Genomic DNA, 12464 nt, shown 5'->3' on the forward strand with positions numbered 1-12464 from the left:
TTGGATTTATTAATACTATTTTTTGTACTTTCGGTGAGCGTATCATTTATATGCTCTATTTTAGAGTCAGTACTTTTGTCAGTAAACATGTCGTATATCGCTGTTTTAGAAAAAGAACAACCGACAGTTGGAAAACTTCTAAAACTTCATAAAGAAAACATAAACAAATCAATCGCTTCTATTTTAATTTTAAACACTATCGCAAATACTTTAGGCGCAGCAGCAGTTGGTGCTCAAGCATCTATACTATTTGGAAATGACGCAGTAATTTATGTTTCTATTGTTTTAACTTTTGCGATTTTATTTTTATCAGAAATTATTCCAAAAACTATTGGAGCGATTTACTGGAAAAAATTAGCACCGATGTCTGCTTACACTATTAGATTTTTTATCTGGATAACTTACCCTATAATTCTTTCAACACTTTTTGTAACAAACAAAATCTCTAAAGGCAATGATGACGCAAACTCTTTAACAAAAGAAGAACTTTTAGAAAGTATGCTAATCAGCGAAGATGAAGGTGTAATAGATGAAAAAGAATCAGATGTAATAGAAAATATTTTAAATCTTGCCAATATAAAAGTTGGAGAAATTTTAACACCAAGAAGTGTTGTTTTTGCTCTTAATGAGGCTCTAACGATTAAAGAGATTGTAGAAACAAAAGAGGATATATTTAAATTTTCTCGTATTCCAGTTTATCGTGAATCCATAGAAGAAGTTGTCGGAATTGTTATGACAAAAAGAATTTTTCAACAAGCCTTGCAAGATAACAGTGTTACACTTGGAAGTATAAAAAGAAATATATTTTCCATAAATGAAAATGTACCTGTTTCAAAGGCACTTGATTTGTTCATTGATAAAAAAGACCACATGTTTTTAATAACTGATAATTATGACCAAACAGAAGGAATTTTAACACTAGAAGATTGTGTTGAAACTATATTAGGTGTTGAAATTGTAGATGAGAGTGACTCTACTGTTGATATGAGAGAACTTGCAAAAATGAAGATGAAAGCAAAGAGAAAAACGAAAGAAAAGTAACCCTCGTACCAGGAAAGGGGGTAAGTAGTACGAGATTGCTTTGAATTTTAAGGGTTTGTGACTGAAAGAAATTTATACTTCATTTGGACATTAAGTCCTATATTTCTCTTTCTTGTGTGTATTATAATGGCATAAAGTGTAGAAAAAGTGTGAGGAAAAAGAAATTCCACACACTTTTTCTACATTCCTGGTATTCTTGGTATTTTTCCTAATTTAGAATATCTACAATAACTTCCCCACCCTTTTTTAAGCCAGTGACCAATGATTGGAAGAGGAATCATAAAGGATTTCTTTGCATCTCTGTAAACAAAGGCTGCTCCATCTCCACTATCCATAACACATAGAATGTTTAAGTGTTCTTGGTAGCCTTTAAACTTATTTACTCCCTTATCTCTTTGCTTGATGTTATGAGCCACATTTTTAGCCATCACCTCTGCAATATGACCTTGTTTCGCTCTCCATTCATCTCCCTCAAGAGCCGTAATATCGCCTATGGCATATATATTATCAGCTTCACTGTGAGTAACTTGGCAGTAGTCATCAATGCTTATAAATCCAGCTTCATTTGTTGGAAAGTCAGAGTTTTGAATAACTTCATGCCCATTTCCAGCAGGGATAAACATAGTAAAATCAGAGTAAAGTTTTGAATCATCTTCAAAAATAATTCCATCTTTTTCAAATGATTTTATTTTTTTACCAAAATGTTGTTTTATATTTAGTTTAGTAAAAAATTTCTCTAGCATCTCTAAAGATTTAGCGCCCATTCTCTTCCCTGGCTGTGCCATTGGAGCAAAAAAGGTTAGTTCATAATTATCTCTAATACCTTTTTTCTTTAAAAGATGATGAACATTAAAAAGTAATTCAAAAGCGGGACCACCACGAACAGCTGAATTATCTCTTGGATTTCCTCCAAAACCAAAACAAATTTTCCCACTTCCTTTAGTTATTATTTCATCTATTTTAGCTCTAATATCTAAAGAAGTTTCTGGAGCACCACAGATAGAAAGAGTATGCTCTAAGCCTTTGTGATGAAGCTTTGAAGAACCCATTGCAAGGACAACGTAGTCAAAACCTTTTAGTTCTTCACCACTTAAAAAAGTATAATTGTTTGCTTTAGCATCTATGTTTGAGAGTTTATCTATGATGAGTTTAAAACCATGAACATCTTTTAGTTCGTTTAAATCAACGCAAACATCTGTAAATTCACTCTCTCTTGTTGGAACCCATATAGAGGTAGGGTAGATATAAAAATAATCTCTATCGCTTACTAAAGTTACATCATAGTTCTCTTTTTTCAAAAAGATGGCAGCTTCAAGCCCAGCAAAACCACCACCAATGATTAAAATAGTTTTCATAATTACACCTTATAAATATAATAAATATTTTACATCAATAGATGTTAAAAGCCTATTAATATTTTTTATTTATGAGAATAACAGCAAATAAACTTAATGTTCCACCTAGAATAATGTGCATCTGAATAACTTCATCTAAAATAAGCCAAGCACTAAAAAGAGAAAAAATAGGCACTAAAAACATAAATGAACTTGTTTTTTGGCTTCCAAGTTTTCCAGATGCTATGAAAAATATAGTGGTTGCCACGCTTTGTCCAAGAACAGCCAAGTAAATTAAAGAGATCCAAAATCTACTTCCTTGCTCAAATACAACCATCAAATCTACATCTTTTGCGTAAATAAATGAAGCAGTAGTCGCAACTAAAGCTATATAAAAACTATAATGGATGGGATGAACATGTTTGTGAGAATGTTGAGCAAGTATAGTAACTCCTGCCCAAGAGATAGCACAGAGTAAGAAGTAGATGTTAGAACCATTTAAAAAGAGGCTTAGGTCATTTAACTCTAACATTATTACTCCACCAACTAAGCCAAGGAAAAGTCCGCCGTATTGATATGAAGAGAGTTTTGTTTTAAAAATAAGTGCAACTAAGATAAAAGTCATAACTGGAGCAAGGGTTGTAATGATAACACTTCCTGCTCCTGCTAGTCCATACTTTACGCCATAAAATGAAAAAACCATAAAAGCAATGTTTAAAACAGAACTAGATGCAACAAACTTAGCTCCAGATACATTAAGAATAAGCGGTTTTTTTAAAAATAAAAGTATAGGGATAAATGCAAGGCTCATAATAAAAAAACGCCAGAAAACTATAACTTCTATGGATAAGTCGCTAGTGATAATTTTTAACGCACTCCAGCCACCACCCCAAAAAAACATTGCTAAGATAAGAAGGTAAGTAAAGTGTATATTTTTCATAATTTTGATATTATACCAAATGAGTTACGATAAGTGGTTTAATGCTCACGCACAAAAGCATAAAAAAATAGTAGAAAAATTACAGAAATCAAACTTATCTGATAATGAGATAGTAGAATATTTTTATTTTGATAATATGGTTAAAAAAGAAATTGATTTTTGTCCACTTTACAAAGATAATAAAAAGTGCCATGATATTGATGAGCTTAACTGTTATCTATGTGCTTGTCCAAATTTTAGATTTAATGATGAGGGAATTAGCGTTTATAATGAGTTTAAAATACTTAGTAAATGTGACATAAATAATGGTGAAAAGTTTATGGGCAAAGATGTGATTCATCAAGACTGCTCAACTTGTACAGTACCTCACCACAAAACTTATGCAATTAAAAATTTTTCTCTTGATTGGAAACAAATGATGAAAAATGTAAGGGTTAAAAGTAAACTATGATACAAAAAATAAAAAAATACTCAACGACAAACACTTTAGTTATTTTAGGAATAATCTTAGGTATTTTATTTGGAAGTTTTTTACCAGAACTAGCATTGCAACAACAAGTTATAGGACAAGTTTTTATAAGTTTTTTAAAGATGCTTGTAGTGCCTCTTGTATTTTCTAGCATCTATGTAGCTATTATGGGTTTGGGGAGTTTAGATGAGCTTAAAACTATAGGTTTAAGGACTATTTCTCTTTATATTTTAACAACTGCTTTAGCTGTTTTACTTGCTATTGTTGTTATGAATATTTTTCCTATTGGTGTACCTGTATCTGTTGAAGGCTTAGAGTTTGAAAAAGCTTCTCAAATAGCAGAATTTTCACTAAAAAGTATGATACTTAGTTTTATTCCTGTAAATATTTTCAACTCCCTTGCAAATGGCTCAATGATGCAAATAATTGTTTTTAGTATTTTGTTTGCCATAGCATCTTTGCACCTAAAAGAACACAGACAAGTTTTAATGCTTGACTTTTTTACAGGTGTAACAAATGCTATGCTAACAATGGCAGAATGGATTATTAAGCTTACTCCTATCGGTGTTTTTTCTCTTATATCTTATGTTATAGCAGACCAAGGGATAGAAGTTATTTTAGGACTTTGGAAGTATATGTTAATGGTAATTGGTGTTTTACTTATTCACGCAATTTTTACTCTGCCTCTTATTTTAGCGTTCTTTGGACGCACAAATCCTTACAAATATTTAAGTGCTATCCGTGAAGCTCCAATTATGGCATTTTCTACTGCTTCAAGTGCTGCTACTCTTCCCGTGTCTATGCGTATTGTTGAAGAAGTCGGTGGAGTTGATGAGAAAAATGCTTCTTTTGTCTTACCTCTTGGTGCAACAGTTTCCATGGATGGAACAGCTGCTTATTTAACCATAGCAGTTCTTTATATATCGCACTTAGCAGGAGTTGATTTAAGTTTTATGGATCAAATACTTTTGGGTATTACGGTTGTTGCACTTAGTGTTGGAGTGGCGGCACTTCCAAGTGCTTCTTTAGTTATGATGGTTGTGATTTTAAATCAAATTGGACTTCCTGTTGAGTATATAGCTATTATTGTAGCAGTTGATAGAATCTTAGATATGGCTAGAACATCTTTAAATGTAACATCTGATTTGGTAGTTGTAAAGATTATAGACCAAATGCAAAAACGAAATAAATCTACAACTTAAAAGGAAAAAAATGTTTAAACTTATTATGTCATTATTTATACTCAACATGACTCTTTTAGCTGACACTAAACAAGCTCTAGATGCATTTAAAAAACAAGACCATGCTTTAGCTTTTAAGCTATATGAAAAAAGTGCAAAAGCTGATGATTCTACTGCTCAGAATGCTCTTAGTTATTTGTATTTCAATGGTTATGGGACTAAAAAGAGTGTGAAAAATGGACTTATTTGGTTGAAAAAATCTGCTAATAATAAAAATGCAGTTGCTCAATACGATTTGGGAATGATGTATTTAACAGGACATAATACTAAACAAGATTCATTATCAGCATTTAAGTGGTTAGAAAAATCATCTAATATGGGAAATCTAAATGCACAGTATAACTTAGCTCTAATGCATTATAGAGGAGATTCCACAGATATAAATGTAACAAAATCTGCTCAACTTTTAGAAAGTTCTGCTCTTGGCGGGAATGAAGAAGCAAAGAAAAATATTGGTCGTATCTATATGCAACTTTTAAAGTTTGACAAAGCTGCGGAGTGGTTAGAGAAAAATGCAAAAGATGGAGATGAGGGAGCTTATTATTTTTTAGCAGAAATTTATTGTGAGCAAGATAAGTTTAAAAAAGCAAAAAAATGGGCAAAAAAAGCCATTGACTCTGGAAATGCAGATGCTGAGTTATTATGGATGAAATATAATCTAGAAAAATATTAATTATAAGTAAATTTCGATATAATATTTTAAATTTTGTATCGGAGGTCATTTTATGAAATTTATCTTTTCCTTTTTAGTAATTGCTAGTATTGGACTAAATGCTAGCAACTACCCATCTTCAAAGTCCTGTAATGAGTGTCATGAAAATATATATCGTGAACATGTGTCATCTATGCATCATAAGTCCTCAATCTTTAAAGACGAGGTTCATAAAAAAGTTAAAAATGCTGTAAATCAAGATAAGTATTCATGTGCAATATGCCATATGCCTGCTACTAAAAACCTTCGAGCTGTAATGAGTGGCAAGGAACAGCCAAACCCTAACAGTTATAGACAAACAGATGGAGTATCTTGTTTTTACTGTCATCAAATCAGTAAGATTTATGATTCAAAAGCACATAAAATTAATTTTTCAAACTATAATGGAGAAAAAAAACCAACTGTTTTTGGAAACTTAAAAAAACCATATGAAAGTAATGAACATAATTCACAGAGTAATGAGATATATAAAAATTCCCAAGTTTGCATGGGTTGTCACTCTCATAAAGAAAATAAACTCGGGTTTGAGGTATGCAACACTAAAAACCAGTATGACAAGACAAGTGACTGTATCGGCTGTCATATGCCATCTACATCAGGAACAATAGAAAAAGAAGATAAAGGAATGCGAGAAAAGTATGTATCTCATAATTTCTTAGGTATTCATTCTTTAGAAATGGTTAAAAAAGCTGTTAAATTAGAGTTGTCTTATGAAGCAGAAGTATTGACACTTATAATTAATAATAAAATGGGGCACTCAATTATTACGCATCCAATGAGATTAAAATTTGTAAAAACTGTTATAAAAAGAGATTCAAAAGTTATTTGGAGTAACTTTGAGAAAAATCCAATTGAAGATAAAGAGGCATCATTTATTATAGTTTTTAAAGATGCAAAAGGAAATATATCCTTGCCAAGTAAAGCAATTGCTTATAAATTAAATAGAAATTTAAAAGCTCAAAGCTCAAAGGTTGTAAATTATAAAGTACCAAAATTACAGCGAGGTGATGAAGTGATTAGTACATGGATAAGTTATATAATAAGTCCAAAAATAGCAAAAAAACTTCAAATTACTACCAAAAATATTATTAAACCTTATATTGGCGTAAAAGAATCTCTATTTATTTATTGATGGGGGTGATTTTATAACCGGCACCATATTCATTTTGGATTAAATTTTGTGGTAGTTTAACTCTTAGGCGTTTTATAAAAGAAGTTATAGAGTATTCTGAAAAGTCTTTATTATTTTGGTCTTTATAGAGGTACTCAAAAATTTCTTTAGCAGTAAATATTTGATTTGTTTTTGAACAGAGTAGTTGAAAAAGTAGTAATTCTTTTTCTTTTAAATATATTTGCTCATCATTCTGAAATAAAGTTCGGCTTACTTTATCCCAATATACATTACTATTTAGATAAATTCTTTTTTTAGAAATTCTTAGCTTTTGTGTGAGTTCAAATAAAATATCCTTTAAATTTTGTGAGTTTATTGGTTTAATAAGATATTTTACGAGTCTAAGTTCTACAGCTTTGAGAAGTTTATCTCTATCAGAATGTGCACTCATTATAATGATGTTGGTTTCATTGTCTGATTCTCTGATTTGTTGAACCATACTTAGTCCATCTAAGTTAGGCATATTTATGTCGCTTATAATAATATCAGGCTTTTTTTGAAGATAAATTTCATAAGCTTCTTTACCGCATTTTGCAATAAAAATATTTTTAAAAAAAAGTTCTAGATACTCTTTTAGATACTCTCTTAATTCTGATTCATCTTCAGCAATTAAGATTGAAATATCATTAATTATATTGTTAGTCTTCACACTTTATCCTTATTGTAAATGTTGCACCATTATTATTATTGTTTGTTGCATCTATTGAGCCATGCATATTATCTTCAATAATCATCTTTGCAATATGAAGACCTAAGCCTGTTCCCATTGCTTGGTGCTTTGTTGTAAAGTAAGGATTGAAAATTTTTGAAATAATATCCTCTTGTATACCACCAGCATTATCGCTTATGGCTAAAATAGCATCTGTGTCATCTCTTAGTATTGATATGTCTATTTGTATCCCACAGAGCTCTCTAGAGTTTTTTATATCATCAATATTTGTAAGTATAGAGATTATCACTTGTACAAACTCATTCATAAGTCCATAGATGCTTAGTGTTTTATCTCCATTAATATTTATAATTATTTTTTCATCTTTTTTTGTATAGTTCGTTAGTTCAAGGGCTTTTTCTAGTGCTTCATAAATATAAAAAAAAGACTTGTCTTTATCAGGTTTATAGTAGTTCATAAAATCTTCAATAGTATCTGACATATAAATAATTCGTTTTTCCATCTTTTGCAGTTTATCTGAGATTTCATCTTTAGTTAAAGCATCTGAAGAATTTTTTTCTTTAAGTATTGCTAAGATTGTATTGACAATAGCAAGAGGTTGTCGCCATTGATGAGCAATGTTTCCTATCATCTCACCCATTTCAGCTCTTTTTGCTTGTTCAAAAATTTTCCTATCTTGTTCTTGTATAGTTTTTTCTTGAATTTTCAGTTCGTTGATAGTGTCTAATAGTTCTAAGTTATATTTTTCTTCAATATATAAACCGCAATCAAGATTTTTCATATCTTTTATAAGATTTAAAATGTAAGGTTTTTCTATGATTGAGCCATGTTGAGGGGCAATAAGTTCTATATCTAAGTTTTGTATTTTATTGAGTGCATAGTTAAAAATATCTTTACTTGGCATATACTCTTCGTGAAATTGTTTAGCTTTTTCAAAGTAGCTCTCATCAGCATAAAATTCCCAGCTTTCTTCTATGCCACCAAAAATATCTCCAGAAAAAAGAGTCTTGGTATTTGGCTCATAACTCACAAAAGCACCTGGAGAATGACAGTATGGAGTAGTTAAAAAGTCTAGTCTATATCCATTTAAAGTTATGAGTTTATTATCATGTTTATCCACTTCATAGTAAGATGAACTTACAAGATAGTGTTTGATTAAAACAGACATTCTTGAGTGTGTTACGATTTGAAGGTCATCTCTATTTATAAGTTTTTCTATTTCAGGAACTGCCGCTGCTAAATCAGGGTCTTGATGATGTAAAACTATATATTTAATTGAACTGATATCTATAATTGTTTTGATTTTTCTAACAGTTTCTTCAAACTCTAACATTGAACCTGGATCAATAAGTATGGACTCGTTAGCATTTTTAATTAAGTAAGGATGGCATTGAAAAGGGTCATTTTCAAGATACATACCAATCCAGTAGATATCTTTTGCTATTTCAATAGCATCTTTAAAGTCTAGATGCTCTTTAGACATTTCCCTCAAACCATTTAAGTTGTTCTCTAAGCTCAACTACTCGCCCAACAACGATGAGTGCTGGAGTAGGAATATCTTTAGCTTTTTGGACAATATTCTCTAATGTTCCAACTACAACGATTTGCTCTTTTGTAGTTCCTTTAGAAATGACGGCAACAGGGAAGTCACTAGACTTTCCAATTTCTATAAGTTTTTTAGAAATTTTAGGTAGGTTATGTAGCCCCATTAAAAAGATAATAGTATCATCAGTTTTAAATGTTTCCCATGGAATTTGAGATACTTTTTTATTTGGTGATTCATGTCCTGTAACTACTCTAAAGCTTACGGCAATTCCTCTATGCGTAACAGGAATCCCAGCATAAGCAGGAGCAGAAATAGCAGAAGTTATACCTGGAATTATTTCAAACTTTACATCTCTTTGTAAAAGATAAAGTGCTTCTTCCCCTCCACGACCAAATACAAAAGGGTCACCACCTTTTAAACGGACAACATTTTTATATTTTAAAGAATTTTGATAAATTACTTCATTTATATCATCTTGTGGAACTATGTGACGACCATCTTCTTTGCCAACATAGACAAACTCACAGCCATTTTTTGCTTCTTCTAAAATGTCAGGATTTGCTAAACGGTCGTATATGATAACATCAGCTTCTTTTATAACCCTAAGTGCTTTGAGTGTTAGTAGCTCTATATCTCCTGGACCTGCTCCTGTTAAGTAAACTTTACTCATTAGTCTTTCCCTTCGTATATAAATATACCAGATGGTTTTTTAATATTGAACATTTCTCTGCTTAATCGCCAACTATTTGTATCTATAACAGCAACTTTATTAGCATCGTTAACTGATACATAAAGATTTGGTCTAACATTTGACCATCTAACATGTAAAACTTTACCATTAAACTCAAAGCGTTTTATGATTTTTAATGTTGCTGTATCAATGATTTGAATAACAGGAAATTTCTTACCACTAAAAGTGACTGCTAGATATTTTTTATCTGGAGAAAGAGCTGTAAAAACTGGTAAACCCTCAGTTGTTATATTTCTTACAAATTTAAAGTCAGGTGTATAAACTAAAACCTTATTATTTCCAACTGCAGGGATAAATACATATCCAGCGCCAATACTCCAAAAACCAAAATGAGGTACTTTTAAAACAGGTTTTCTATCTTCAAGAAGGATTTTGATTTTAGAGTATTTCATTGTGTCTAAATTTACAACACCAAAGAATGGACTTTGAAAAAAACCAGTTATAAAGTTATTGTCTTTTATCATGGCATCAAAAGGCATAATCCCAACATCTTCAAACTCTTTATGAATAACAAATTTAGGAAGACCTTTGCCAAAGTTTGTATCTCTTAAAACAGTTATTTTGTCATTGTCCATTTGCGAAAAAATCAAGTAATCTTTATAAGTTTTAATACCAACATTTTTTGAGCCTGTTTGGAATGATTGTAAAGGATTTAAATCACGGTCTAAAATATCTACACTTTTTTTAGCGTAGTTTGCAACAGCAAGAAAATTCTTTGTTATAGTAAAGCCAATAGCACTATCACTAGTCTTTAACTCTTTTACAATAAGCTCTTTTTCGGGGTCAAATTTTACTACCCAGCCATCTCTACTTATAACATAGCCATCTTTGCCTTCAAACTTTACAACACCATGATTCATATTGTGCATACCAGTCAGATGACCTCTTGCTAAACCTTTTTCTATGATTGCTAAAGATTCACTCTCTCTTTCAACAACAAATATCTTTTCGTTTGTATTTAGCATAGCTGCTATTGGGTTTAAGCCTTTTGCATCTATACTGATAAAAGCCAAGGCTGTAATTATTGTACTAAATAATATTTTCTTCATTACTGTTAATCCCTCTTTCTTTCTAATTCACTTAAATAACAAGATGGGTCTTCACTCCACAAATCTCCAGTTATTGCGTAAGCTCTTGCTCTTGAGCCACCATTACAAATATCTAGTTGTTCACAACTTTGACAAATTCCACTAATCTGTTTTCTAGGGTGTATTCTAAGCTTATCCAACAACTCACCTTTTTGCCAAATATCACCAAAATTTTCTTCTATAATATTTCCAACAGTTAGTGGAAAAAATGGGTCAGGTCTTACATCGCCTTCGCTATTTATATTAAGTAGTTTTCTACCAGCAGAATTGCCACCCCAAACTACAAGCCTCTTTCTCATAGTTTCTTTTAGCTGGGGGTATCTAGATGCAAATTCATTTAAAAATAAAACAGCATCCATCTCCATATTTCCAGTAACAATCTCAATGTCTCGACCTGTTTCGTAATACTCAAACGCTTTTTTAAGTATAAACTCAACTGCCTTTCTTCTTTGCTCTTTAGAAAGATCCATTTTTAAGTTGTCTAATCCTCGCCCCGAATAGACAAGGTGTGAGATATAAATTTTCGGGATATTTTCTTTTTCTGCTAAATCAAAAATATATTCTAGAGAATCAATAGTGTCTTTTGTCATAGTAAAGCGAATACCTACTTTAGCTCCCGTGGCATTTGCTAACTGAACAGCTTTAAGTGTTTCAACAAATGCACCTTTTAGTCCACGAAAATAATCATGAGTAGGCTCATCTCCATCGATGCTTATTCCAACATAGTTAAAAGTATCTACTATTCGTTGCACATTTCTTTTTGTAAAGTAAAGACCATTACTTGAAAGATAAGTGATGATGCCATTTTCTTTGCAGTAGTCAGCTATTTCAAACAAATCTTTTCTCGTTAGTGGCTCTCCACCTGAAAATATGATAAACTTAACACCGTTTGCTTTCATTTGTAAAATAGTTTTTTTGATTTGCACTGTTGTAAGAGTGTCAACTTCATCTAAAGTTGATTTTGAGTAACAGTGAAGACAAGACAAGTTACAGCGGTTAGTAAAGTTCCAAATAGCTATGCTACCATCTAAAACTCTCTCTTTTTTATTTTCAACTACGGAAGATATAAGATTTGATAATCTAAACATTATTTACCTTTATATGAGAGGATATAATCACTAATAGCATTTATCTCTTTATCGTTTAATTTGAGCTGTGTCATAACAGTTCTTTTGTAGCCAAAAGCTTTATACATTGCTTTTGGTTCTATAATGTAAGCTTGAATTTCTTCTTTTGTGCGTTTATTTGCAATTTTGTTAAAAGGAGGGCCAAAGGCTACTGCAGTTTGGTGATGACAACCCCAGCAGTAAGTTTCAAAGACTTCTTTACCATCTAAATCGTTGGACTGAAGTGAGAAACAGAGTGTTAAAAGTAATAAGTATATTTTTTTCATTTAGACCTCTATTTTTAATGCATTATTTTAGCAAAAAAAAACTTGTTATAAAGCTTTATAAATCAAGAAAAATAAAATTTAAAATTAATTTAAAATTTGAAGATTTAA

13 protein-coding genes are annotated in these 12464 nt (G+C 31.1%); 5 read left to right on the plus strand and 8 right to left on the minus strand.

From position 1 onward, the window contains the following. Positions 1-1041, plus strand: a complete 1041-nt coding sequence (locus MOV42_RS00755; protein ID WP_324171914.1) for a CNNM domain-containing protein — start codon at positions 1-3, stop codon at positions 1039-1041. A 179-nt stretch (positions 1042-1220) separates the two neighbouring features. Here the strand turns inward: MOV42_RS00755 and MOV42_RS00760 are convergent, their stop codons facing one another. After that, a complete protein-coding gene (locus MOV42_RS00760; RefSeq protein WP_324171915.1) occupies positions 1221-2396 on the minus strand; it encodes an NAD(P)/FAD-dependent oxidoreductase in 1176 nt (391 codons plus the stop codon). Between the two features lie 55 nt (positions 2397-2451). Then, positions 2452-3315, minus strand: a complete 864-nt coding sequence (locus MOV42_RS00765) for a DMT family transporter (protein ID WP_324171916.1) — start codon at positions 3313-3315, stop codon at positions 2452-2454. A 19-nt stretch (positions 3316-3334) separates the two neighbouring features. On the opposite strand from MOV42_RS00765, the gene MOV42_RS00770 reads away from it, so the two are divergent. Genes MOV42_RS00770 through MOV42_RS00785 form a run of 4 tightly spaced genes read left to right on the plus strand, consistent with a single transcriptional unit; the run spans position 3335 to position 6869 of the window. Further along, the gene (locus tag MOV42_RS00770) at positions 3335-3766 is read left to right on the plus strand and encodes a hypothetical protein (protein ID WP_324171917.1); all 432 of its coding nucleotides are present in this window, start codon (positions 3335-3337) and stop codon (positions 3764-3766) included. Next, on the plus strand, positions 3763-4986 hold the full coding sequence (locus MOV42_RS00775) for a dicarboxylate/amino acid:cation symporter (RefSeq protein ID WP_324171918.1): 1224 nt from the start codon (positions 3763-3765) through the stop codon (positions 4984-4986). The genes MOV42_RS00770 and MOV42_RS00775 overlap by 4 nt, the downstream gene beginning before the upstream one ends. A 10-nt stretch (positions 4987-4996) precedes the next feature. Beyond that, a complete protein-coding gene (locus tag MOV42_RS00780; protein WP_324171919.1) occupies positions 4997-5698 on the plus strand; it encodes a tetratricopeptide repeat protein in 702 nt (233 codons plus the stop codon). A 52-nt stretch (positions 5699-5750) separates the two neighbouring features. Next, on the plus strand, positions 5751-6869 hold the full coding sequence (locus MOV42_RS00785; protein WP_324171920.1) for a multiheme c-type cytochrome: 1119 nt from the start codon (positions 5751-5753) through the stop codon (positions 6867-6869). Here MOV42_RS00785 and MOV42_RS00790 read toward each other — a convergent pair. The 6 genes from MOV42_RS00790 to MOV42_RS00815 are packed head-to-tail and all read right to left on the minus strand — an operon-like array spanning position 6859 to position 12356. Continuing rightward, positions 6859-7557 carry a response regulator transcription factor gene (locus tag MOV42_RS00790; protein WP_324171921.1) on the minus strand — a complete coding sequence of 233 codons (699 nt, stop codon included), beginning with the start codon at positions 7555-7557 and terminating at the stop codon, positions 6859-6861. The two genes, MOV42_RS00785 and MOV42_RS00790, sit on opposite strands and share 11 nt — an antisense overlap. Continuing rightward, positions 7547-9061: an ATP-binding protein gene (locus tag MOV42_RS00795; RefSeq protein WP_324171922.1), complete on the minus strand. Its 1515-nt coding sequence runs from the start codon at positions 9059-9061 to the stop codon at positions 7547-7549. Before MOV42_RS00795 ends, MOV42_RS00790 begins: the two co-directional genes overlap by 11 nt. Further along, positions 9054-9794 (minus strand): uroporphyrinogen-III C-methyltransferase, encoded by a 741-nt coding sequence (cobA, locus tag MOV42_RS00800; RefSeq protein WP_324171923.1) that lies wholly within the window; start codon positions 9792-9794, stop codon positions 9054-9056. Before cobA ends, MOV42_RS00795 begins: the two co-directional genes overlap by 8 nt. Beyond that, complete coding sequence (locus MOV42_RS00805; RefSeq protein ID WP_324171924.1) at positions 9794-10924, minus strand: cytochrome D1 domain-containing protein; 1131 nt, start codon at positions 10922-10924, stop codon at positions 9794-9796. Before MOV42_RS00805 ends, cobA begins: the two co-directional genes overlap by 1 nt. Before the next feature lie 5 nt (positions 10925-10929). Then, entirely contained in the window at positions 10930-12051 is a 1122-nt protein-coding gene (locus tag MOV42_RS00810; RefSeq protein ID WP_324171925.1) for a radical SAM/SPASM domain-containing protein, read from the minus strand. Further along, the gene (locus MOV42_RS00815; RefSeq protein ID WP_324171926.1) at positions 12051-12356 is read right to left on the minus strand and encodes a cytochrome c; all 306 of its coding nucleotides are present in this window, start codon (positions 12354-12356) and stop codon (positions 12051-12053) included. The genes MOV42_RS00810 and MOV42_RS00815 overlap by 1 nt, the downstream gene beginning before the upstream one ends. Positions 12357-12464: the final 108 nt, after the last annotated feature.

It is taken from the genome of Sulfurimonas sp. (assembly GCF_029027405.1).
Classification (GTDB): domain Bacteria; phylum Campylobacterota; class Campylobacteria; order Campylobacterales; family Sulfurimonadaceae; genus Sulfurimonas.

Bases quoted from the DNA above. Each gene is read 5' to 3' on its own strand.
- MOV42_RS00795 (WP_324171922.1), bottom strand. From the start codon at position 9,061: ATGTCTAAAGAGCATCTAGACTTTAAAGATGCTATTGAAATAGCAAAA.
- MOV42_RS00770 (WP_324171917.1), top strand. From the start codon at position 3,335: ATGAGTTACGATAAGTGGTTTAATGCTCACGCACAAAAGCATAAAAAA.
- MOV42_RS00810 (WP_324171925.1), bottom strand. From the start codon at position 12,051: ATGTTTAGATTATCAAATCTTATATCTTCCGTAGTTGAAAATAAAAAA.
- cobA (WP_324171923.1), bottom strand. From the start codon at position 9,794: ATGAGTAAAGTTTACTTAACAGGAGCAGGTCCAGGAGATATAGAGCTA.
- MOV42_RS00805 (WP_324171924.1), bottom strand. From the start codon at position 10,924: ATGAAGAAAATATTATTTAGTACAATAATTACAGCCTTGGCTTTTATC.
- MOV42_RS00815 (WP_324171926.1), bottom strand. From the start codon at position 12,356: ATGAAAAAAATATACTTATTACTTTTAACACTCTGTTTCTCACTTCAG.
- MOV42_RS00765 (WP_324171916.1), bottom strand. From the start codon at position 3,315: ATGAAAAATATACACTTTACTTACCTTCTTATCTTAGCAATGTTTTTT.
- MOV42_RS00780 (WP_324171919.1), top strand. From the start codon at position 4,997: ATGTTTAAACTTATTATGTCATTATTTATACTCAACATGACTCTTTTA.
- MOV42_RS00785 (WP_324171920.1), top strand. From the start codon at position 5,751: ATGAAATTTATCTTTTCCTTTTTAGTAATTGCTAGTATTGGACTAAAT.
- MOV42_RS00760 (WP_324171915.1), bottom strand. From the start codon at position 2,396: ATGAAAACTATTTTAATCATTGGTGGTGGTTTTGCTGGGCTTGAAGCT.
- MOV42_RS00775 (WP_324171918.1), top strand. From the start codon at position 3,763: ATGATACAAAAAATAAAAAAATACTCAACGACAAACACTTTAGTTATT.